19 protein-coding genes are annotated in these 21,872 nt (G+C 62.5%); 12 read left to right on the forward strand and 7 right to left on the reverse strand.

What is annotated here, in order from left to right; genetic code table 11:
* Nucleotides 1-161 precede the first annotated feature (161 nt).
* From AC07OK_RS06835 to AC07OK_RS06850, 4 genes are all read right to left on the reverse strand, one after another.
* Nucleotides 162-1,025: an outer envelope protein gene (locus AC07OK_RS06835; protein WP_494689592.1), complete on the reverse strand. Its 864-nt coding sequence runs from the start codon at nt 1,023-1,025 to the stop codon at nt 162-164.
* Nucleotides 1,026-1,112: 87 nt separating this feature from the next.
* Nucleotides 1,113-2,414 (reverse strand): NCS2 family permease, encoded by a 1,302-nt coding sequence (locus AC07OK_RS06840; RefSeq protein ID WP_445231885.1) that lies wholly within the window; start codon nt 2,412-2,414, stop codon nt 1,113-1,115.
* Between the two features lie 188 nt (nt 2,415-2,602).
* Complete coding sequence (locus AC07OK_RS06845; RefSeq protein ID WP_494689593.1) at nt 2,603-4,228, reverse strand: HAL/PAL/TAL family ammonia-lyase; 1,626 nt, start codon at nt 4,226-4,228, stop codon at nt 2,603-2,605.
* A 14-nt stretch (nt 4,229-4,242) separates the two neighbouring features.
* On the reverse strand, nt 4,243-5,481 hold the full coding sequence (locus AC07OK_RS06850; RefSeq protein WP_494689594.1) for a urate hydroxylase PuuD: 1,239 nt from the start codon (nt 5,479-5,481) through the stop codon (nt 4,243-4,245).
* Nucleotides 5,482-5,704: 223 nt separating this feature from the next.
* Between AC07OK_RS06850 and AC07OK_RS06855 the strand changes: the two genes are divergently transcribed.
* The 8 genes from AC07OK_RS06855 to AC07OK_RS06890 all read left to right on the forward strand — a co-directional run bounded on the left by AC07OK_RS06855 (nt 5,705) and on the right by AC07OK_RS06890 (nt 16,011).
* A complete protein-coding gene (locus tag AC07OK_RS06855) occupies nt 5,705-6,643 on the forward strand; it encodes a LysR family transcriptional regulator (RefSeq protein WP_494689595.1) in 939 nt (312 codons plus the stop codon).
* Nucleotides 6,644-6,787: 144 nt separating this feature from the next.
* Nucleotides 6,788-8,542 (forward strand): allantoate amidohydrolase, encoded by a 1,755-nt coding sequence (locus tag AC07OK_RS06860; RefSeq protein WP_494689596.1) that lies wholly within the window; start codon nt 6,788-6,790, stop codon nt 8,540-8,542.
* Nucleotides 8,543-8,567: 25 nt separating this feature from the next.
* The gene (gene xdhA / locus AC07OK_RS06865; RefSeq protein WP_494689665.1) at nt 8,568-10,058 is read left to right on the forward strand and encodes a xanthine dehydrogenase small subunit; all 1,491 of its coding nucleotides are present in this window, start codon (nt 8,568-8,570) and stop codon (nt 10,056-10,058) included.
* Entirely contained in the window at nt 10,055-12,424 is a 2,370-nt protein-coding gene (xdhB, locus tag AC07OK_RS06870; RefSeq protein ID WP_494689597.1) for a xanthine dehydrogenase molybdopterin binding subunit, read from the forward strand. The genes xdhA and xdhB overlap by 4 nt, the downstream gene beginning before the upstream one ends.
* 2 nt (nt 12,425-12,426) lie before the next feature.
* Entirely contained in the window at nt 12,427-13,527 is a 1,101-nt protein-coding gene (gene xdhC, locus AC07OK_RS06875) for a xanthine dehydrogenase accessory protein XdhC (RefSeq protein WP_494689598.1), read from the forward strand.
* Nucleotides 13,528-13,755: 228 nt separating this feature from the next.
* Nucleotides 13,756-15,078: a guanine deaminase gene (guaD, locus tag AC07OK_RS06880; protein ID WP_494689599.1), complete on the forward strand. Its 1,323-nt coding sequence runs from the start codon at nt 13,756-13,758 to the stop codon at nt 15,076-15,078.
* Nucleotides 15,079-15,082: 4 nt separating this feature from the next.
* On the forward strand, nt 15,083-15,811 hold the full coding sequence (locus tag AC07OK_RS06885) for a class II aldolase/adducin family protein (protein ID WP_494689600.1): 729 nt from the start codon (nt 15,083-15,085) through the stop codon (nt 15,809-15,811).
* Between the two features lie 11 nt (nt 15,812-15,822).
* Nucleotides 15,823-16,011 carry a 4-oxalocrotonate tautomerase gene (locus AC07OK_RS06890; protein ID WP_494689601.1) on the forward strand — a complete coding sequence of 63 codons (189 nt, stop codon included), beginning with the start codon at nt 15,823-15,825 and terminating at the stop codon, nt 16,009-16,011.
* 63 nt (nt 16,012-16,074) lie between these two features.
* Here the strand turns inward: AC07OK_RS06890 and AC07OK_RS06895 are convergent, their stop codons facing one another.
* Nucleotides 16,075-17,025, reverse strand: coding sequence for an NAD(P)H-binding protein (locus AC07OK_RS06895; RefSeq protein ID WP_494689602.1), 951 nt, complete (start codon nt 17,023-17,025; stop codon nt 16,075-16,077).
* Between the two features lie 95 nt (nt 17,026-17,120).
* Between AC07OK_RS06895 and AC07OK_RS06900 the strand changes: the two genes are divergently transcribed.
* The 4 genes from AC07OK_RS06900 to AC07OK_RS06915 all read left to right on the forward strand — a co-directional run bounded on the left by AC07OK_RS06900 (nt 17,121) and on the right by AC07OK_RS06915 (nt 20,867).
* Nucleotides 17,121-18,020 (forward strand): LysR family transcriptional regulator, encoded by a 900-nt coding sequence (locus AC07OK_RS06900; RefSeq protein ID WP_494689603.1) that lies wholly within the window; start codon nt 17,121-17,123, stop codon nt 18,018-18,020.
* Nucleotides 18,021-18,267: 247 nt separating this feature from the next.
* A complete protein-coding gene (locus AC07OK_RS06905; protein ID WP_494689604.1) occupies nt 18,268-19,776 on the forward strand; it encodes a hypothetical protein in 1,509 nt (502 codons plus the stop codon).
* A complete protein-coding gene (locus tag AC07OK_RS06910; RefSeq protein WP_494689605.1) occupies nt 19,773-20,366 on the forward strand; it encodes a hypothetical protein in 594 nt (197 codons plus the stop codon). Before AC07OK_RS06905 ends, AC07OK_RS06910 begins: the two co-directional genes overlap by 4 nt.
* An 18-nt stretch (nt 20,367-20,384) precedes the next feature.
* Nucleotides 20,385-20,867, forward strand: a complete 483-nt coding sequence (locus AC07OK_RS06915) for a hypothetical protein (protein WP_494689606.1) — start codon at nt 20,385-20,387, stop codon at nt 20,865-20,867.
* Between the two features lie 5 nt (nt 20,868-20,872).
* On the opposite strand, the gene AC07OK_RS06920 is transcribed toward AC07OK_RS06915, so the two are convergent.
* Together AC07OK_RS06920 and AC07OK_RS06925 are read right to left on the reverse strand one after the other, a co-directional pair.
* A complete protein-coding gene (locus AC07OK_RS06920) occupies nt 20,873-21,076 on the reverse strand; it encodes a hypothetical protein (protein ID WP_494689607.1) in 204 nt (67 codons plus the stop codon).
* 32 nt (nt 21,077-21,108) lie between these two features.
* Nucleotides 21,109-21,858, reverse strand: a complete 750-nt coding sequence (locus AC07OK_RS06925) for a hypothetical protein (protein WP_494689608.1) — start codon at nt 21,856-21,858, stop codon at nt 21,109-21,111.
* Between the last annotated feature and the right edge of the window lie 14 nt (nt 21,859-21,872).

Here is a 21,872-nt window from a genome sequence, read left to right on the forward strand (position 1 = left end):
TGTGGTTGCTGCGCACCAGAAGAAGCAAATTCGGTTCCAAGCGCTGCCGCCACGGCTGCGCCACGACAGGCCTGCGCGCGCCGGCGCCGCACTGTAAGCGCAGCCGACACTGAAAAAAAGGGCCGCCCGTGGCGACCCTTCGCTTGTCCGGCCGGTACCGCTTAGAAGTGGTACTCGGCCCGTATCATCGGCGTCTTCGCCACATAACCCTGGCCGCCGGTGGTGGCCGAGGTGTTGCCGAACTTGTTGCGCCAGTACTGGTACTCGACGCCGACACGGAAGGTGTTCTTCGCATGGCCCATCGCCGCGCCTGCGTCAAACATCAGCTGCATGTCGATATTGGTCTCGGCGCCGGTATCGTTGCCCACTTCGTCCTTGCCCTTGGACGCGATAAAGTTCGCATAGCCCTCGAAGGCCCACAGCGAACCCAGCGGGATGCCCCAGTCCGACGACAGCATCGCATGCGTCTTGTAGGTATAGCGACCAGTGACGGTGGAGATCGGCGGGAAGGCGCCGCTCGGCGCGTTGCTCTCGTTGAGCAGCAGCAGGCTGGTGTTGAAGTGCCCGGCCGGCACGTTCCACATAAAAGTCGGTCCCAGTACGAACATGCGCTTGCGCGAGTTGTAACCCACGTCGTTCTTGGTGTTGAGGTCGAAACCGGCGGTGATGCCCAGGCCGCGCACCGGACCGAATTTGTATTCGGTGCCGGTCACCTTGCTCAGGTCGACCGTGTTGCGGTACAGGATGTAGGCTTCGTTGGCGCCGGACTTCTGCGTCAGCGAGGCCGGGTCGTTTTTGTCCGACATCAGGAAGTCGGCGTTGAAGTAATTGGTGCCGTACTTGTAGCCGCTGACGTGGGTCAGCGCCAGGATGTTCTTGGAGATGTCGTTCGGATTGAACGGCTCGCGATAGTCGTTGCCGTAGCGCCAGCTGACGGACGTGTCGCTCCAGTCGGCGGCGTGAACCGAACCGGCCAGGCTCAAAAAGGCGATGCATGCCAGCTGTGGAATTTGTCTCGTTTTCATTTTAGTTTTCCATATTTTAGGACGTGACTGTCCCCGCCGGCGCCGTCAGGGCGCGCCGGAGAGGAGGCAGTCGTTGGGGTTAGTTCCTCAGCCTGCGCCGAGGTAGACGAACTTGAAGGTGAACACGCAAGCGATCGCCCAGATCACTGGACGCACTTCGCGCACACGGCCGGTCAACAGCTTCAGCACCGCATAGGAGATGAAGCCGAACGCCACGCCAAGTGCGATCGAGTACGTGAACGGCATGGTCAGCGCCGCGATGGCGGCTGGCACGCTTTCGGTGGTGTCGGACCAGTCGATGTCGACCAGTTCGCGCAGCATGAGGCAGGAGACGTAGAGCAGCGCAGGCGCCGTGGCGTAGCTAGGCACCACGCCGGCCAGCGGTGAGATGAACAGGCAAGCCAGGAACAGCACGCCGACGGCGACAGCGGTCAGGCCGGTGCGGCCGCCCGCTTGCACGCCGGCTGCGCTTTCGATGTAAGCGGTAGTGCTGGAAGTGCCCAGCAGCGAACCGGTGACGATGGCGCAGCTGTCGGCCAGCAGTGCCTTGTTCAGGCGCTCCATCTTGCCGTTGACCAGCAGGCCGGCGCGGTTGGCCACGCCCATCAGCGTGCCGGTGGCGTCGAACAGTTCGACCAGGAAGAACACCAGCACCACGTTCAGCAGGCCGACCGAAATCGCGCCCATCAAATCCAGCTTGAACAGGGTTGGCGCCAGCGATGGCGGCATATCCACGATGCCGTTGAACGTATTCCCGGCGACGAAGAAGCTCAGCACCGTCACCACTAGGATGCCGATCAGGATCGCGCCCTTGACCTTCAGGCGATCCAGCGCAACGATGATGAAGAAGCCGACGATGGCCAGCAAGGTGGGCGCCTTGTGCAGGTCGCCCACGCGCACCAGCGTCTCCGGGCTGCTGACGACGATGCCGGCGCTTTTCAGCGAGATCAGTCCCAGGAACAAGCCGATGCCAACGGTGATGGCGGTGCGGATCGAATGCGGAATGCCGTTGACGATCATCTCCCGCAATTTGAAGACGCTGACAAACAGGAACAGGCAGCCGGAAATGAAGACCGCGCCCAACGCCATCTCCCAAGGCATGCCCATGCCCTTGACCACGACATAGGCGAAGTAGGCGTTCAAGCCCATGCCCGGCGCCATGGCAATCGGATAGTTTGCGTACAGGCCCATAATCAAACAGCCCAGCGCCGCCGCGATACAGGTGGCGACGAACACGGCGCCCTTGGGCATGCCGGCGTCACCGAGAATGGAGGGGTTGACGAAGATGATGTAAGCCATCGTCAGGAATGTGGTCAGACCCGCCACCAGTTCGGTGCGCACATCGGTCCCATTCTCTTTCAGCTTGAAGAATTTTTCTAAAATTAACATAACGTCTCCGTGTTCTATTTTTAACTGCTTATTGGTCATCCGCCGATTAAACATGGGAACAATCGACTAGACCTTATCTCAGGGGCCACCGCGTGAAATTGCTTCGGTGGCATACCTGCTATCTGTTATCACCTATAACAGCCGGGGCGCGCCGCATTTGGATGCGGCGTAGCCCCGTTCCAACCCTCCTAAACGAATTCGCCGATTTTCGACACCACGGCCTTGCGCACCGAGCCTGTCACGATGAAGGAGCGCGCCACTTCAAGGTCGTTGTGCAGCCAGCGGTCGCCATCGAGGCAGGCCGGGATCTGCGCGCGCACCGATTCGTAGGCCGCCTGCGTGCCTTTGCCGAGCACAAAACCGGGCAGCAGGTTTTCTGTCATCGTCAAAGCCTGGGACGCCAACAACATTTCTACGCCGACAATGTACTGTGTGTTCGACACCACAGTTGCGGCCTTGCGGGCGCACCAGGTGGAGTTGGACACGTGGTCTTCGCTGTTGCCTTTGGCCGGAATCGAGTCCACGCTGCCCGGCATGCACAGCGTACGGTTCTCCATCACGAGGGAGCTGAGCGAGCATTGCATCACCGGATAACCGGTGTTCACGCCACGCACGCCGGACATCAGGTTGCGCGGCAGGCCCCACGACAGCGTAGGATCGATCAGGCGCGCCACGCGCCGCTCGACGATGCTGCCCAGGTCCGCCACGGCCATCGCCAGCAGGTCCATCGCCTGCGCCAGGTATTGGCCGTGGAAGTTACCGCCCGAGATGATCTCGAAGCCGCCGCCGTCCTTGCCGAAGATGAGCGGGTTGTCGGTGGCGGAGTTCACTTCCTTGTCCAAGATGGTGTCGATGTAGTCCAGCGCATCGAACACCGGGCCGTAGACCTGCGGTGCGCAGCGCAGCGAGTACACGTCCTGGATGCGGGCGGTGTACGGGATGTCGGTGCGGCGTAGCTCTTCCGGGAACTGTACGGCGCGCGCTTCGTGCGTGGTGCGGGTGGAGCCGTCCAACAGGTCACGAATGATGGCGGCGGTCTTGATCTGGCCCGCGTGCGGGCGCGCTTCGTGGATGCGCGGATCGAAGGCCGACATCTCGGCGCGCATCGCTTCCAGCGTCAGGCCCAGCGACAGGCAGGCGTCCGACAGCATGTTGCGCGCATCGGAGGCGGCCAGCAGCGCCACCGCCAGCGAGACGGTGCAGCCGTTGATCAGCGCCGATGCATCCTTGGCCTTCAGCTCAAAGACGACCGGGCCGACATTGGAAGCGCGGATCGCGTCTGGAGCCGACATGCGCTGGCCCTTGTACATCACTTCTGCTTCCTCAAAGCCGGCGATGGCCGCCGCCAGGTAGGCCAACGGCGCCAAGTCGCCCGAAGCGCCGACGGAACCCTTCTGCGGCATGATCGGGTGGATGCCTGCGTTGACGAAGGCCAGCAGGCGGTCCACCACTTCCACGCGCGGCGCGGAGTAGTTACTGGCGAAGGCATTGGCGCGCAACAGCATGGTGGCGCGGCTGACTTCTTCGGAGAACGGCTCGCCCATGCCGCAGGCGTGGGCCTTGATCAGCTGCGTCTGGAACAGGACGATGTCCTGCACCTTGACGCGGGTGTCCTTCAGCATGCCGACGCCGGTGTTAAAGCTGTACATCATCGGCGCCTCGTCGTGCATCCAGGTCGACTCGATGTAGTCGCGGCTTTCCTTCAGCGCGGCGCGCGACGAGGCGGCCAGGTTCACTTCGATGGAGTGGTCGCGGGCGACGGCGACGACTTGGGCCGCGGTCAGGTTGAAACCATTGATGGTGGTAGTAGTCATGATCTGTCTTCTTATCAGTTGGCGCCGGCGGAGAACCACGCACCGAGTTCGGAGCGTTCTTCTGGCGTGATGTTGGTCATATTCCCGATCGGCATAGCCTTCAGGACGACGGCCTGCTGGTTGATCTTGGCCGCGTTCTGGCGGATCAGCTCAGGCGTATCGAACTTGATGCCGGCCGGCGCGGTGGCGAAGCCGGGTTGCGTAGGCTGGGCGGCGTGGCAGCTGACGCAACGCTGGCTGACGATGGCCTGCACACGGTTGAAGTCAGGTGCCGCAACGCTGGCATGTGCCTCACCGGCGATGTCGCCGGCGATGGCTGGCGCAGGAGCCGCCGCAGGACGAGGCGCAATCACCACGGCAACCGCCGCCAGGATCGCGACACCGGCCGCAGGGAACTGCCACGCGGTCTTGCCGTGATGGCGCAGGTTGAAGAAGTGACGAATCAGCACGCCGGCGGCGATGATCGCGCCCAGCAGCGCCCAGCTGTAAGCGTGGCTATAAGTCATCGCATAGTGGTTGCTGATCATGATCAGCAGGACCGGCAGCGTGAAGTAGTTATTGTGGACGGAACGCTGCTTGGCCTTCTTGCCGTGGATAGGATCAGGCGATTTACCCTGCTCCATCGCTTCCACCAGCTTGCGCTGGCCCGGAATAATCAGCATCAGCACATTACCGACCATCATGGTGCCGATCATGGCGCCCACGTGGATGTAGGCGGCGCGGCCGCTGAGGAACTTGGTCAGCACATAGGCCATCGCGACGATGAACACGAACATGATGATGCCCAGCAGGCCATCCTTCTGGCCCAGCGGCGAGCGGCACAGCGTGTCGTAGAACAGCCAGCCCGCCAGCAGCGAGCCGAGGCCGACGCCGATCGCCTGCAACTGCGTCAGGTCCGCGACCGACTTATCGATCATCATCGCCGAGGCGTTGAAGTAGTAGACGATGAACAGCAGCGAGAAGCCCGAGATCCAGGTCGCGTAGGCTTCCCACTTAAACCAGTGCAGGTCCGACGGCAGTTCAGCTGGCGACACCAGGTATTTCTGCGGGTTGTAAAAACCGCCACCATGCACGGCCCACAATTCTCCGGACACGCCCTTCTTGGCCAGGTCGGAACCCGGCTTCGGTGGTCGTATGCTGTTGTCGAGCCAGACGAAGTAGAAGGATGCGCCGATCCAGGCGATACCCGTGATGAGATGCAGCCAGCGCACCAATAGATTGAGCCAGTCCACGCCGTAAGCGAGCAATTCCATGTTGTCCCCAATGATTGGATTAAGCTCGTCTGCCACCGCGGGCGCTCCAGACGATTGGGATGATTTCCCTTTTGGCCGCGAACTGTTGAAAGCTCCGCTGCGACCGATTGAAAACCGCACGCAGAACACGCACGGTCTGGGACGAACGATAAAACTAATTCTGGCTTTTCGTATGGCAGTAGCCGTATATTAAAAATAGGCTCACCGTTATAGATCGATCATCATGGCACAACTTCCCGACCACTTAGACCTGCACCTCATACGCATTCTGTACATGCTCCTCTGCGAAAAAAACGTTTCACGCGTCGCGATGAAACTGGATCAAACGCAGCCCTCCATCTCGGCCTCGCTGCAAAAACTGCGCGACCTCACAGGCGATCCGCTGCTGGTGCGCGGCGGCCGCGGCATGGTGCCGACCCAGCACGGCGAGAGCCTGAAGGCGCCCGCCAAACGCATCCTCGACGAGGTGGGACAGCTGTTCCTGCACAAGACGCCGTTCGCCTCCAAGGAGGAAGGCCGCACCTTCCGCATCGGCGCGCCGGACTACCTCGATATTCAATTTTTGCCCAACGTTGTGGCGCGCTTGCGACGCGAATCGCCCAAGAGCCGCGTCATCATCCACAGCCTGGGCGCGGAAGTGGACGCGATCCGCATGCTGTCCGACGGCGAACTCGATCTGCTGATCGGTAACTGGGAACAGCCGCCGGAGCACCTGCACCTGTCGCGCCTCTTCGAAGACCCGATCATCTGCGCCATGCGCGCCGACGCGCCCTATGCCAAGCGCACCGATTCCAACGATATGACGCTGGACGATTATCTGAGCCTGCCCCACGTGGCGCCCTCGCCCACGCTACCCGGCTTCCACGGCGTGATCGACTCCTTCCTGGCCCAGCAGGGCTACCAACGCAACGTGGTGGTGGAATCGGCGTATTTCAGCCTGATTCCCTACATGCTGACGCAGACCGACATGGTGCTCACCACAGGGCGCCAGTACCTGCGCTTCTACGAGCGCAACCTGCCGATCAAGACCTTCACGGTACCCGTGCGCTTCCCGACGATGCGCTTCTACCAGCTGTGGCACGAACGGGTGCACCAGGCGCCGGAGCACAAGTGGCTGCGCGACCAGGTCACGCAGGCCGCACAAGCCCTCACCGCCAAATAATCCTGCCGTGGGCGTGGCACGCCCACAACACTCTCCATAAGCCCGGGCTGAATGCGGTTATGGCTCCGGGCGTATATAACAGCCTCCCTCGCCATATATCATTCCTCATATACCAAGAGGAGACGGGCCACCGCCTGCACAACAATGACAATCACACTAGATCACCTGAACCGCTGCGGCGCCGACGAATTCACCCAGCTGCTGCATGGCCTGTACGAACACTCGCCGTGGATCCCGGAGCGCGCCGCCGCGCAGCGCCCATTCTCCACCCTCTCCGCACTGAAGCAAGCCTTGCAAGGCGTGGTGCAGAAAGCCACCGAAGCCGAACAACTGGGCCTGGTGCGCGCCCACCCGGAGCTGGCTGGCAAAGCGGCCCTCGCCGGTGAACTGACCGCCGAATCGACCGGCGAACAGGCGCAGGCCGGCCTGACCCACTGCAACGCCGACGAACTGGCGACGCTGCACAAACTGAACGCCGACTACAACGCCAAATTCGGTTTCCCTTTCATCCTCGCCGTCAAAGGCCCGACCGGCAACGGCCTGACCCGCCAGGAGATCACCGCCGCCTTTGGCCGCCGCCTGCGTTCGCAGCGCGACGACGAACTGGCCGAGTGCCTGCGGCAGATCGGCCGCATCGCCGAGATGCGCCTGAATGCGCTGCTGCAAGTGGAACTGCAATTCGGCCCCACCATCATGCAATGGGCCGAAACCATCGGCGCCTGGAGCGACGACGCCGACAACCTCACCTGCGCCTACATGACCGACGCCCACCGCAAGACCGCCACCCAGCTGGCGACGTGGATGAAGGAAGCCGGCATGGAAGTGTCGATCGACCCGGTCGGCAACGTCGTCGGCCGCTACAAGTCGGACCAGCCGGGCGCCAAGGCGCTGCTGACCGGCTCCCACTACGACACCGTGCGCAACGGCGGCAAGTACGACGGCCGCGAAGGCATCCTGCTGCCGATCGCCGTGGTCAAGCACCTCAACGAACGCGGCGAACGCCTGCCCTTCGACCTGGAGATCATCGGCTTCTCGGAAGAAGAAGGCGTGCGCTATCAAAGCACCTTCCTCGGCTCCAATGCCGTCATCGGCCGGTTCGACATGGCGCTGCTGGACAAGACCGACGCCCAAGGCATCACCATGCGCGACGCGCTGACCGCCGCCGGCCACGATGTCAGCAAGATCGCTTCGGTGGCCCGCAAGCCGGAAGACGTGCTGGCCTTCGTCGAAGTCCACATCGAACAAGGCCCGGTATTACTGGGCAAAGGCCTGCCGACCGGCGTCGTCACCTCGATCGCCGGCAGCTGCCGCTTCCAGGTCGAGCTGACCGGCCTGGCCAGTCACGCCGGCACCACGCCGATGATCATGCGTAAGGACGCCGCCGCAGCCGCCGCCGAGATCGTGCTGTATGTGGAAGACCGCTGCGGGCGTGAACGTTCGCTGGTTGGCACCGTCGGCCAGCTGCACGTGCCGGATGGTTCGGTCAACGTGATCCCTGGCGCCTGCAAGCTGTCGCTGGACATCCGCGCTGCCGACGACGCCACCCGCGACGCCGCCGTCACCGACATCCTCAATCAGGCGGAAGCCGTGTGCGCGCGCCGCCAGATCGGCCTCAAAGTCACCAAGATCATGCAAGCGCCCGCAGCTCCTTGCGCGCCGTGGCTGGTCAAGCAATTCGCCGCCGCCACCGAGCGCGCCGGCGTCGAAGTATTCGAACTGCCGTCCGGCGCCGGCCACGATGCCATGGCGCTGGCCCGCATGACCGACGTCGCGATGTTGTTCACACGTTGCGGCAACGGCGGCATCAGCCACAACCCGCTCGAGACCATGACCGCCGACGACGCCGAAGTATCGGCCCAGATCTTCCTGGATTTCCTGCGCCAGTTCAAAACCAAGTAATTGCGGAGCTACCATGTCCAAAACCGTGTCTGAACCTATTCGATTCTTCTATCGCGGCGAAGTGCACAACGTCGTAGACGGCGCACCTACCCGCACCCTGCTCCAGCACCTGCGCGAAGACCTGCACTGCACCGGCACCAAGGAAGGCTGCGCCGAAGGCGATTGCGGCGCCTGCACCGTGGTCGTGGCGGAACTGCAGCCCGACGGCGAAGTCGCCATGAAGTCGGTCAATTCCTGCATCCAGTTCGTGCCCACACTGGACGGCAAGGCCGTCTTCACCATCGAAGACCTGAAACAGTCCGACGGCAATATGCACCCGGTACAGGAAGCGCTGGTCGAATGCCACGGATCGCAATGCGGTTTCTGCACGCCGGGCTTCGCGATGTCGCTGTGGAGCCTCTACCTCAAGCAGGAGGGCCAGACCACGCCGCCATGCCGCAAGACCGTGGACGAAACCCTGTCCGGCAACCTGTGCCGCTGCACCGGCTACCGCCCCATCATCGATGCCGCGCGCCGCATGGGCGAGCTGCCTCCCGTCAGCTTCGACCGCGAGGCGCTGAAAGCCTCGCTGCAAACCATACAGCGAACCGAAATGTACAGCTACACCCACGACGGCCAGACCTTCTACGCCCCGCGCACGCTGGCCGAACTGGCGACACTGCGCGCCGAAAAACCCACCGCCACCATCGTCGCCGGCTCGACCGACGTCGGTCTGTGGGTGACCAAGCAAATGCGCAACCTCGGCGACATGATCTACGTGCGCCAGGTGCAGGAGCTGTACCGCATGGTGGAGGAAGACGGCATGCTGTATATCGGCGCCGCCGTCTCCCTCAACGACGCCTACGAGGCGGTCTGCAAGCACTACAAGGAAGAGCTGCACGAAATGTGGCAGCGCTTCGCATCGCAACCGATCCGCAACACCGGCACCCTGGGCGGCAGCGTCGCCAACGGTTCGCCGATCGGCGACTCGGCGCCGTGGATGATCGCCCTCGGCGCGGAAATCGTCATCCGCAGCGATAAGGGCCAGCGCTCCATGCTGCTCGAGAAGTTCTACCTCGATTACATGAAGAAGGACTGGCAGCCGGGCGAGTTCGTCGAAGCCGTGCGGATTCCGCTGCCGCGCAAGGACATCCACTTCCGCACCTACAAGCTGGCCAAGCGCTACGACCAGGACATCTCCGCCGTCTGCGCCGCCTTTGCATTCACGCTGAAGGACGGCGTGGTCAGCGACGCCCACATCGCCTATGGCGGCATGGCCGCTACCTCGCGCCGCGCAGCGCTGGCCGAAGCAGCCGTCAACGGCAAGCGCTGGGACGAAGCCACGCTGAAACTGGCGATGGCCGAACTGGCCAAGGATTACACGCCGCTGAGCGACATGCGCGCAACCGCCGGCTACCGCATGAAGACCGCGCAAAACCTGCTGCGTCGCTATTGGCTGGAGACCAATCCGGACTCCGCCCAGCCGCTGCAATCGATCAACGCCTATCACTACGCAGAGGGAGTCGCCGCAGCATGAACAGCAAATCCGAAGCATTCCTGACGCAGCCCGCCGCTGCCGGCGTCCCGATGGCGTGGGCCGAAGTCGGCCAGTCGCACCCGCATGAATCGGCGGTGCTGCACGTCCTCGGCGAGGCCACCTACACCGACGATATCCCAGAAGCCACCGGCACGCTGCACGCCGCGCTGGGCATCTCGGCCAAGGCGCACGCCAATATCCTGTCGATGAATTTCGACGCCGTCAAGGCCATGCCAGGCGTGGTGGCCGTGTACACCCACAAGGACATCCCCGGCACCAACGACTGCGGGCCCATCATCCACGACGATCCGATCCTGTCGGAAGGACTGGTCGAGTATGTCGGCCAGCCTATCTTCATCGTGGTGGCGACCTCGCACGACAACGCACGCCGCGCCGTCAAGAAGGCCGTCATCGAGTACGAAGAACTGCCGGCCATCCTGACGCCGCAAGCCGCGCGCGACGCCAAATCGTTCGTCGTGCCGCCTATGCACCTGGCGCGCGGCGATGCGCAGGCAGCCTTCGAGCGCTCCAAGCACCGCCTGAAGGGCGAGCTGCACGTCGGCGGCCAGGAGCAGTTCTACCTGGAGGGCCAGATCTCCTACGCCATTCCGAAGGAAGGCAAGGGAATGCTGATCTACTGCTCGACCCAGCATCCCACCGAGATGCAGCACGTGGTCGCGCATGCCCTGCACCGCCATTCGCACGACATCGTGGTCGAGTGCCGCCGCATGGGCGGTGGCTTCGGCGGCAAGGAATCGCAGTCCGCGCTGTGGGCCGCTTGCGCCGCCATCTCGGCCGCGCACCTGCGCCGCCCGATCAAGCTGCGCGCCGACCGTGACGACGACATGATGGTCACCGGTAAGCGCCACTGCTTCTACTACGAGTACGAAATGGGCTATGGCGACGACGGCCGCATCGTCGCCGCCAAGGTGGAAATGGTGTCGCGCGCTGGTTTCTCGGCCGACCTGTCGGCGCCGGTCGCCACGCGTGCCGTCTGCCACTTCGACAACGCCTACTACCTGGGCGACGTCGACATCCGCGCCATGGCCGGCAAAACCAACACGCAATCGAACACCGCCTTCCGCGGCTTCGGCGGCCCGCAAGGCGCCATCGCCATCGAATACATCGTCGATGAAATCGCCCGCAATCTCGGCATGGATGCGCTGGATGTCCGCAAGATCAACTTCTACGGCCGTAATGACGAAGAAGGCCGCAACGTCACCCAGTACAACCAGAAAGTGGTCGACAACGTCATCCACGACCTGGTCGCGCAGCTGGAAAGCGAAAGCGATTACCGCAAGCGCCGCGAAGACATCAACGCCTTCAACGCAAAAAGCAAAGTGCTCAAGCGCGGCCTGGCGCTCACGCCGGTCAAGTTCGGCATCGCCTTCAACGTCACGCACTTCAACCAGGCCGGCGCGCTGGTCCACATTTACACCGACGGCTCGGTGCTGGTCAACCACGGCGGCACCGAAATGGGCCAGGGCATCAACACCAAGGTATGCCAGGTGGTAGCGCATGAATTGGGCATCGACCTCGCCATGGTGCGCGCCACCGCCACCGACACCAGCAAGGTCGCCAACACCTCGGCCACCGCCGCATCGACCGGCGCGGACCTGAACGGCAAGGCGGCGCAGGACGCGGCCAACACCATCCGCAAACGTTTGGCCGAATTCGCCGCCAAGCGTCACGACGGCGACCCGGACACGGTGCGCTTCGAGGCCAACTTCGTCCACGTCGGCGACCATGCTATCCCGTTCGCGGAGCTGGTGCAAAAAGCCTACATGGCACGCATCCAGCTGTGGTCCGACGGCTTTTACGCCACGCCTGGCCTGCACTGGGATCCCAAGACCATGAGCGGCAATCCGTTCTCGTACTACGCTTACGGCGCCTCGGTGTCGGAAGTGGTGGTCGACACGCTGACCGGCGAATGGAAGCTGCTGAAGGCCGACGCACTGTATGACGCCGGCAATTCGCTGAACCCGGCCATCGACGTCGGCCAGGTCGAAGGCGCTTTCATACAGGGCATGGGTTGGCTGACCACCGAAGAGTTGTGGTGGAACCCGGCCGGCAAGCTGATGACGCACGCGCCTTCCACGTACAAGATCCCCGGCGTGTCGGACTGCCCGGAGAACTTCAGCGTGCGCCTGTTCAAGAACCGCAACGTGATGGACAGCATCCACCGCTCCAAGGCTGTCGGCGAACCGCCGTTGCTGCTGCCGTTTTCGGTATTCCTGGCGATCCGCGATGCCTGCTCCAGCGTCGGCGATCATCGCTTCAACCCACCGCTGCGCGCGCCCGCGACCAGCGAAGCTATCCTCAACGCGATTAGCGCGGTGCAGGATGCGGCGGAAGCGGCGAATTAATCATGTCCATGCCCTTCAATCTCAACGCGCTGACGGCGGCGGCCAGCAAGGCGGTGCCGCGCGTGCTGGTCACGGTGGCGCAAGTCGCCGGCTCCGCGCCGCGCGAGCCCGGCGCCAAGATGCTGATCACCCAGTATCACGCCTTCGACACCATCGGCGGCGGCCACCTCGAAATGGTCGCCACCGACATCGCCCGTGAAATGCTGGCCATGCCGGCCGGCGAACTGCGCGCCGAACGCCGGATTGAACGCTTCCCGCTCGGCCCTAGCCTGGGCCAATGCTGCGGTGGCGTAGTCCACCTGGCGTTCGAACGCATCATGCCGGAGGCGGGAGAGCACTTCGGCTCCCTGGCCCGCCGCTGGCGCGACGGCCAGGACAGCTGGCGCATGGTGCCGTTGGATAGCGTCGAACCGGCCAGCATCTACGACGCCACCGGCGCCCATTTGTGCGGCCCCGGCCCGACGGCGCTGGCGCGTCCGGGTCCCGGCATCGACTGCAAGGTGCGCATCGACGATCACGGCAAGCGCTGGCTGATCGACTCTTGCCTGCCTTATCGTCCACGCCTGTACCTGTTCGGCGCAGGCCATGTAGGCGCCGCCATCGTGCGCGCCTTGTCCGAATTGCCATGCCAGGTGGTGTGGGTCGATGAACGCGACGACATGTTCCCGTCGGTCCTGCCGGCCAACGTGCGCGTCGAAGCGACCGATACGCCGGAAGCGGTAGTGGAAGAGGCACCGGCCGGCGCCTCCTTCCTGGTGCTGACGCACAGCCACGCGCTGGACCAGCAGTTGTCCGAGCATATACTGCGCCGTACCGACTTCACGTGGTTTGGCCTGATCGGCTCCAAGACCAAGCGCGTGTCCTTCGAGCGCCGCTTGCAGGAGCGCGGCATCCCGGCCGCGCGCATGGCCGAGATGACCTGTCCGATCGGCCTGCCCGGCATCCACGACAAGGCGCCGGCAGTGATCGCCGTCTCGGTGGCCGCGCAGTTGATGCAGGTGTGGGAAGCCGCCGCACTGGCCGTACCGATGGAAATCGGTGCTAAAATGAGCGCATCTGCTCAACCCGTATTATCGGAAACGCAAACCACATGCACCAACTGATGTTCTTCCAACTGCCTGCAAGCCAGGCGCACTCACTCTCCGGCAGCGCCGGGGCGGGAGCGCGTCATCGCACTCTATTGACCTAGCCACCGCGCTAGCAGTACCCCAACGCATACAGATCCGGCGTGGCGCCAAGCGCCCGCCTTCATCGCCGACGACCATGTCAGTCGCGTCGCGCACTCGCGCGCGTCAACTGGCGTCCGCAACACGGAACAAGGAACGAATATCATGGCAAGCATCATCACCCAAAGCGGCACTTTCCAGGCGTATCGCGCCAGCCTTCTGCACTTCAGCGGCGACCCGGCATTCGCCAGCAACGCCTGCTCCTGGCACGAAGACGGCCTGTTGATCATCAACGATGGCAAGGTCCACCTGGCCGGCGATTTCAGCCAGCTGATCGCCTTCCTGCCGCAAGGCACGCCGCTGCACGACTATCGCGGCAAGATCATCATGCCGGGCTTTATCGACACCCACGTGCACTACCCGCAAACGGACATGATCGCCTCGCCGGCCCCCGGCTTGCTGCCATGGCTGGAAAAGTACACCTTCCCGACCGAACGCAAATTCTCCGATCCGGAACACGCGGCCAACGTCGCCAGCTTCTTCCTCGATGAGCTGACCCGCTGCGGCACCACCACCGCCATGGTCTACTGCACCGTGCATCCGCAGTCGGTGGACGCCTTCTTCAATGAAAGCGAAAAGCGCAACCTGCGCATGGTCGCCGGCAAAGTGCTGATGGACCGTAACTGCCCGGACTTCCTGCAAGACACCGCCGAAAGCGGCGCGCGTGAAAGCGAAGCGCTGATCAAGAAGTGGCACAAGCGTGGCCGCCAGCTGTACGCCATCACCCCGCGCTTCGCGCCGACTTCCACCGAAGAACAGCTGGAACTGGCCGGCGCCCTGGCAAAGGCCTACCCGGACACCTTCCTGCAAACCCACGTGGCCGAGAACACCGACGAAGTGGCGTGGGTCAAATCGCTGTTCCCGAGCGCCCGCAGCTACATGGATGTCTACGACCATTTCGGCATGATGCGCCCGCGCTCGATGTACGCACACTGCATCTGGCTGGACAATGCCGACCGCGCGCGCATGGGCGAAACGCAGTCCGCCATCTCGATCTGCCCTACTTCCAACCTGTTCCTGGGCAGCGGCCTGTTCGACTTCGAGCGCGCCGACGCGAACAGAGTTCCGCTATCGCTGGCCACCGACGTTGGCGGCGGCACCTCGTTCTCGATGCTGCAAACGATGAACGAAGCCTACAAGGTGGCGCGCATGGGCGGCACCTACCTGCAAGCGATGCGTATGTTCTACCTGGCCACGCTGGGCGGCGCCCGTGCCATGCAGCTGGAAGGCACGATCGGCAATTTCGTGCCGGGCGCGGAAGCGGACTTCATCGTACTCGATCCGAAAGCCACGCCGCTGCTGGCGCGCCGCACGGAACGCACCGATTCGGTCGAAGAACTGCTGTTCGCCATCGCCATGCTGGGCGACGACCGCTCCATCTCCGCCACCTACGCCGCCGGTAAGGTGGTACACCAGCGCCAGGACTGAACGGATGAACCCAAGCGAATGGCAGGCACGCGTCGATCTCGCCGCGTGCTATCACCTGTGCGCGTTGAACGGCTGGGATGACGTGATCTACACGCACATCTCGGCCGCCGTGCCGGGCGAGGCGGAGCGCTACCTCATCAACCCGTTCGGGCTGCGCTTCGACGAAGTGTGCGCCTCGAACCTGGTGAAGGTAGACCGCGACGGCAACCCGGTCGACGCCGCGCAGTACGACATCAACCGTCCCGGCTTCACGCTGCATGCGGCGGTGCATGGCGCCCGCCACGACGTGGCTTGCGTCATGCATCTGCATAACGTGAACGGCATCGCGGTCGGCGCGCAAAGCGAGGGCCTGCTGCCGCTGTCGGCGCATGCGCTGCGTTTCTACGGCGTGCTGGCCTATCACGACTACGAGGGGCTGGCGATGACCGATGGCGAGCAGGCGCGCCTGCTGGAGCGCCTTGCGGACCATCCGGCCATGCTGCTGCGGAACCACGGATCGCTGGTCTGCGGCCGGACCATCGCCGAGGCTTTCGTGCTGATGGAGGCGTTGGACAAAGCCTGCGTGATCCAGCTGAAGGCGCAATCCGCCGGCGGCCGGCGTCATGTTCCGCCTCACGAAATCTGCCTCAAGGCGCATCAGGAACTGCTGGGCGACGGCACGCCGGACGGCAAGCTGGAATGGCCCGCGCTGCTGCGCAAACTGGACAAACTCAGTCCCAACTATCGCTCCTGAAAGGAACCGCTATGCCAACTATCAATGTACAACTGTTCGAAGGCCGCACGCAGGAGCAGAAGCGCGCCTTTGTCAAAGCCATCACGGAGGTCACGGTTCAGACGCTGGGCGCCTCGCCGGAATCGGTCGACATCATCATCCACGAGTGCAAACGCGAGAACTGGGCCACCGCCGGCAAGCTGTGGTCTGAACAGGATTAACTGGTTACGAAACGAGCCGCAGCGATGGATTACGTCGTTCGTCCTGGGTAAGCACAACCTGGCTTAGAGACTCCCCAATCCCACCAGGGTGCGATGCACGGCGACGTCCAGCGGAGTGCGCGGTTCCGCGCCGAGCAATTGCACCAGGCGCTTATTGGTCATGTGGACCGGCTGCTGCCACAAATAGCGCATCTCGCGCAGTTCGCGGAACACCGTCACCAGCGGCGAGGCCAGCGCCAGCAACCACCATGGGAAGGCGCTGGCCTTGAGATCCGGCTTGCCGGCCGCGCGCGCGATGGCCGCGACCATCTGGGTGCCGTCGGCGTCCCAGTGCCCCTCCATCTGGAAGCGGGCGAAGGTCTCCAGTTGGCCCTCCTTCTCGACCAGCCGCACCATCGTCTCGGCGACATCCGGCAGATAAGCCCATTGATGCCCGATTCCCGTGCTACCTGGGTAGCTGATGGCGGTCAGCGGCTTGCCCGGCTTGATCAGACCTTGTGCGAACCAGTTGTTGCCGGCCTTGGGACCGAAGAAATCGCCAGCCCGCACGATCAGCGTACGCACGCCGTCATCTGCCGCCGCTTGCAGGCGCGCTTCCAGCTCGACGCGGATCGCGCCTTTGCGGGTGACCGGCTGCTGTGGCGACTCCTCGTCGATGACCGGAAACACGTCCGGGCCGTAGTTGTACACGGTGCCAGGCAGCAGGATGCGGGCGCCGCTGGCGCGGGCGGCGGCGATGCTGTTGTCTATCATCGGCAGCACCAGGCCACCCCAGTTGCGATAGCCAGGTGGGTTCACGGCGTGGACGATCAACTGCACGCCACGCGCGGCGCTCACGACGTCGTCGCGGTTCATCGCGTCGCCTGCCAGCCAATGCATGCCGTCGTTCGCTTTGGCGGCGCGCTGTGGTTCGCGGTGCAGCGCCTTCACATGCCAGCCGCGCGCCACCAGTAGACGTGCCACCTCGCCGCCGATGCCGCCGGTTGCGCCCAGTACCAGTGCTGTTTTTCCCATGTTGTTCTCCGTTTGGTGAGTTGATGAAGCTAGTGTCGCCCAATCGAAGATAAAAGAAAATTACCGAAAATAGCATGGGCACTATACAATTTCGTATGACTACGAACGAACCAAACTGGGATCTCTACCGCTCCTTCCTGTCCGTGCTGACGGAAGGATCGCTGTCGGGGGCCGCCCGCGCGCTGGGCCTGACCCAGCCGACGATCGGCCGCCATATCGACGCGCTCGAGCAATCGTTGTCGCTGTCGCTATTCATGCGTTCGCAGTCCGGCTTTATTCCAACCGACGCCGCCTACGCCCTGCAGCCGTATGCGGAGACGCTGGCCGCCACCTCTTCCGCCCTGCTGCGGGCGGCGTCCGGATTGGGGCACGGGGAAATCAAGGGCACCGTGCGGATCACGGCCAGTGAAGTCGTCAGCGTTGAAGTGCTGCCGCCCATCCTGGCGCGGCTGACGCGCGCGCATCCCGGCATCACCATCGAGCTGGCGACCAACAACCGCATCGAGAACCTGCTGCGGCGCGACGCCGACATCGCCGTGCGCATGCAGCGTCCGGAGCAGGACGTGCTGGTCGCACGCCGCATCGGCAATATCGACCTTGGTTTCCACGCCCGGAAGGACTACCTGAAGCGCCGCGGCACACCGCGCACCTGGGAGGACATGTCGGAGCACACCCTCATCGGCATCGACCGCGAAACCGCCTTCACGCGCAAGCTGCAACAAATGATGGTGGGAATGCAAACGGCTTCCTTCGCGTTGCGCAGCGACAGCGATCTGGTTCATCTGGCTTCGATCCGCGCCGGACTGGGAATAGGCATTTGCCAGGTCAGGCTGGCCGAGCGCGACGCGCGGCTGGTGCGTGTGCTGCCCGACCTGCTGACCATGCCGATGGATACCTGGCTGGCCATGCATGAAAACCTGCGCAGCAACCCCGCCTGCGCAACGACCTTCGCCGCGCTCGCCGAAGGTCTCACCGAGTACGTCAACATCAGCTAGCCGCCCGGTTGCCTGCTCCAGAACACAACGTCGGCTTACTCGATCTTGGATGATGCTAAAAATTATTTATTTCTTGACATTAAAATTTAATTCACTATAGTTATCAACATAATAATTTAATCAAAGGCTAGTCAGCGATGGCCTCGCCGCGTTGCAAAAATACGATTTGACCTTGGACGACGGCACGTCGTCCATCAGCGTCACCTTTCCGCAAGCCCTGACCGTGGACCCCTGACTGGAGAATCGCATGACCCAAATACCCCCCTTGATCCGGGCGTTGGCGCTAGCTTGCGCCGCCGTCTGGCTGACTGGCTGCGCCGGCGCGCGCCTGTACAGCGAAGCACGGGATAAACAAGGCCAGGATCTGAAGAAAAGCTGGGAAGCAGTTGACCTCAAGGCGATCATTACGACGGAACGAGGCAATCTGGCGGACCTGCTGCAATCAGAGCTTGATACACAAGACAAACTCGCCGAGGCAGTGCGGGACAACGCTCTGCAGTCCATGCTGGGCCGAACTGTCGGGCAATTGAAAGACGACATAGACAAACGCCTGATGGTGATCAGTGGAGTAGCCGCTGGCACGACCCTGGCGAAAGTCCAGTCGCACCAACGGCAATACTTGATTGCCCACGATAAGCTGCAGCGGGACCGGAAGATACTCGACAAATACGGCCTCGAAGCGCCAGCTTGCAATAAGCCCTTCTCAACCAGTGCCCAGGAAAGCTACAAGGACCCGGCTCGCTCCGCGGTACAAGACGCAGATATCGCCGCGGCCCTGAACGACATGGCGCAATCCTGCAAAGAGTTGGTGGCGATCGAAGCCAAGTCGTTCCCCAACGAGAGCGATCTGGGACGGGCATACATAAGACTGGACCTCGACAAAGATACGCTGGAAGCCTCGCGGGCAAAGACCGCGGAAGCCCGCAAGATCTACACCGCAGCCCTCAAGGAATACGACGCCGCTGTCAAGGCAAGCGAGCCGCCGGAGTCCCGGCTGGCGAAGATCCAGGCGAAGGCCCGCAGCATGCAGGATGCACTTGAGACCCTCAAGAACGCAAATGATGCCTTCTCTGCTCGCTTTCTGAACGAGGAAAAGGTAGCGTCTCTCGAAAGCGCGCTTCAGGCCATCAACACGGCCAAGGATGGAAAATTGCCTCCGCCGGAAAGCGGCCGGGCCGCGATGGCGCTGGTGCTGTTCCCCTCCGTGATCGACCAGGCCAACAACGGCATGGCCGAAGCGCAGAAGCCATTGGCTGCACCGCTGCTGCTGCAAAAGACCATCGAGCAGCTCAAACTGGAGGCCAGCAAACGCGATGTCGCGGCGCAGGAGAAAGTCGTCGAAATCGATCAGCAAATCTGCGACGTGCTGTATCTGCAGGCGCGCCAGCTGGCCTCCGCCTCGGCGGGCATCAGCAGGCTGGAGAACCTTACGCTAACAACCCCGCTGATCGACGCCATCGATAAAAAAGACAAGGCCGAGCAGCGCGAAGTGTTGTATATCGCCGCATCCAGGTACCTGGACGCGCTGAACCGCCTTGATGCGCGCCGCTACAAGCTTGAATATATGCGCATGGGTGCACAGCATGAACGCATGTTGGCTTACGCAGAAATCAATATCGAACAATGGCGCGCGCTGATCGGCACCACCGCCGGTCAGCTGGCCGACTTTGGCGCCACGGGCATCAAGGCCGAGCAAATCAATGCCATGATCAACACCATAGGCCTGTTCTGGATAGGCGCTGGAGTCAACAAATGAAGACCTGCTTCGCAATGATACCCATGCTGGCGCTGACGATGCTAAGCGCCTGCAAAACGCCAACCGCCGCACTCGATTCGGCCAATAATGGCGCCGCGCTGTCGTCGGCACTCACCGCCGAACTTCGAGAGTTTAATCGCGTTCAAGGTGTTGTAGCGCTACATCGCATAGACAACATCCGCAACCAGTTGAAGCTGATTGAGCAGAGCCGCGTCATGGCAAATGGCAGCGAGCGGATACTGGTGGCCAGTGAACAAACACATCGTCAACAGCTGTACACCAAGCTTCGCGCGCTGTCTGACGGCGGCTTCAAGGACGAAGCGGATCTCGCCGCCGCCAATAAGAAAATCGACGACATGCTGGAAAAACTGGTCAAGCCCCTGCCAGCATCGGCCGATAAATTGCCGGCGGTAGAAAAGGCATTCGCCGCCATGGGCCAGGAAATATCGATCGCCGACCGCGCCAAGGTGGTCTACGCGTTTGCTCAGGAAGTAAAGAAAACCGTGGACGACAACGCGAAGAAGATCGAGGAGGCCGAGAACTCGGCGCCGAAGAGTGCACCGACTCAAACCATCGTCTCAGACCAATAACCAGGGAAGGAAATCATCATGCCAGACCAAGCGACACCAGCGGAGGCGTACATCGCTTTCTATTTTGCCACCCGCAACGCCTTGATAGCTGCCAAATACATCCTTGCCGATATCGCCATGGACGCGCCAACCATATCCGAACAGGCAGATGCCGCCGCCAAGGCGCTCGACACCGAAAGAATGCTGGCACTGATCGAGAACCAGCATGCCATCTTCGTCATGGGACCGGGCCCGCTGCACGCGCCCGATCCAGCCATCGTCAGCGCCACCATCGTTTTGGCGAAAAATCTGTCCAGCGACATCGCAAGCGCGATGACAACTGCGGCAATTTTTGCCAGCGTAACGAGTTCCGTCAATGCGCTGAACCAGTTCCATCAGGACTCAGCAACGGCGGCGGGCGCCCCTGCGGCCCTGGTTGCCGGCTTGGACTCGGCAATGCGCAACGCCGGGCATTCCAGTACCAGCGCCTGGCTGCTCGACCAGGGCGTCCAGCCGGTTTGAGCGCCTCACTTGCCCTTGCTGTCGGCTTCCTTTTTCAGCTCGCCGCAGACTTTCCCCGCAAGCGCGGCGCCGGGACGCACCACGGACGCCGTGGACCGCAGCAGTCTTAACTCGACGCGCCGGTTCCTGGCTTCGCAAGCCCGCTCGCGAGTGGAACCCTGCTTTGCATCGCAGGCTTCCATGCCCACCATATCGCCGCGCACATCCACTTGCACCTTGTCTTGGGCGGAGATATGGGCGCCTATTTTCTGATATACCGCGCAAGCCCGGTCGCGCGCCAGGCCTTGGCATCGGAGTTCCTGGCTTTCCGGATGCCGGTGCTGTCCAACTCAATCCGCGTACCTTTATCCACGTCCCCGAACTCGACATAACTACGATCGCCAATGCCATGCCAGAGCAGTCGGACATCGCTGATCGAGATATTGTCCGCGTCCATGTGGCAGCTGCGAATGAGCTGGCCCGGCGAAATGGTCGCCGCCTCGATCTTGGCATAGGCGTCTTTATCGACAATGATGGTCGCATGCTCGACATATACGCCCATGCTCTTCATCACTGACTTCAACACCAGGCCGTCGATTCCGAAAGCGAAATTTGGCAGCAGCATGCCGATTAGGACCAGTACCCCGGCATGGAGCAACTTGCGCCTGTTTGCTTCCAATCCGGCGAAATCCGTCGCCGGAACCATGTCCAGCAGGTCGATTCCCAGCACGATGATCAGGCCGCCGACAAGGATGCCGACGATAAGCAAAGTCGCCTTCGTATGTTCCGGGATCAAAACCGTCACCAGGCCGACCACGATGCACATGAACACCGCGCCCGTGGTTGAACTGAGCGCTTCACCAGCCTTCTTGCAAATAAACCACGCCAAGAAAAAGAACACTGCCGTAGCGCACAGACCGGCCCAGAACGCAAAGGTTGCCGAAATCGGCAACGCCAACGGCGGGTCCTTGATGTATTTGTCGATGAAGAATAGCCGAGCCGACCACGTCATCAACAGGCAGAGGA

The sequence above is a fragment of the Duganella sp. GW821-FHT07G03 genome (assembly GCF_059418605.1).

Excerpts from the sequence above, each read along its gene's own strand:
- AC07OK_RS06835 (WP_494689592.1), bottom strand. The coding sequence starts at position 1,025 with ATGAAAACGAGACAAATTCCACAGCTGGCATGCATCGCCTTTTTGAGC.
- AC07OK_RS06840 (WP_445231885.1), bottom strand. The coding sequence starts at position 2,414 with ATGTTAATTTTAGAAAAATTCTTCAAGCTGAAAGAGAATGGGACCGAT.
- AC07OK_RS06845 (WP_494689593.1), bottom strand. The coding sequence starts at position 4,228 with ATGACTACTACCACCATCAATGGTTTCAACCTGACCGCGGCCCAAGTC.
- AC07OK_RS06850 (WP_494689594.1), bottom strand. The coding sequence starts at position 5,481 with ATGGAATTGCTCGCTTACGGCGTGGACTGGCTCAATCTATTGGTGCGC.
- AC07OK_RS06855 (WP_494689595.1), top strand. The coding sequence starts at position 5,705 with ATGGCACAACTTCCCGACCACTTAGACCTGCACCTCATACGCATTCTG.
- AC07OK_RS06860 (WP_494689596.1), top strand. The coding sequence starts at position 6,788 with ATGACAATCACACTAGATCACCTGAACCGCTGCGGCGCCGACGAATTC.
- xdhB (WP_494689597.1), top strand. The coding sequence starts at position 10,055 with ATGAACAGCAAATCCGAAGCATTCCTGACGCAGCCCGCCGCTGCCGGC.
- xdhC (WP_494689598.1), top strand. The coding sequence starts at position 12,427 with ATGTCCATGCCCTTCAATCTCAACGCGCTGACGGCGGCGGCCAGCAAG.
- guaD (WP_494689599.1), top strand. The coding sequence starts at position 13,756 with ATGGCAAGCATCATCACCCAAAGCGGCACTTTCCAGGCGTATCGCGCC.
- AC07OK_RS06885 (WP_494689600.1), top strand. The coding sequence starts at position 15,083 with ATGAACCCAAGCGAATGGCAGGCACGCGTCGATCTCGCCGCGTGCTAT.
- AC07OK_RS06890 (WP_494689601.1), top strand. The coding sequence starts at position 15,823 with ATGCCAACTATCAATGTACAACTGTTCGAAGGCCGCACGCAGGAGCAG.
- AC07OK_RS06895 (WP_494689602.1), bottom strand. The coding sequence starts at position 17,025 with ATGGGAAAAACAGCACTGGTACTGGGCGCAACCGGCGGCATCGGCGGC.
- AC07OK_RS06900 (WP_494689603.1), top strand. The coding sequence starts at position 17,121 with ATGACTACGAACGAACCAAACTGGGATCTCTACCGCTCCTTCCTGTCC.
- AC07OK_RS06905 (WP_494689604.1), top strand. The coding sequence starts at position 18,268 with ATGACCCAAATACCCCCCTTGATCCGGGCGTTGGCGCTAGCTTGCGCC.
- AC07OK_RS06910 (WP_494689605.1), top strand. The coding sequence starts at position 19,773 with ATGAAGACCTGCTTCGCAATGATACCCATGCTGGCGCTGACGATGCTA.
- AC07OK_RS06915 (WP_494689606.1), top strand. The coding sequence starts at position 20,385 with ATGCCAGACCAAGCGACACCAGCGGAGGCGTACATCGCTTTCTATTTT.
- AC07OK_RS06925 (WP_494689608.1), bottom strand. The coding sequence starts at position 21,858 with ATGACGTGGTCGGCTCGGCTATTCTTCATCGACAAATACATCAAGGAC.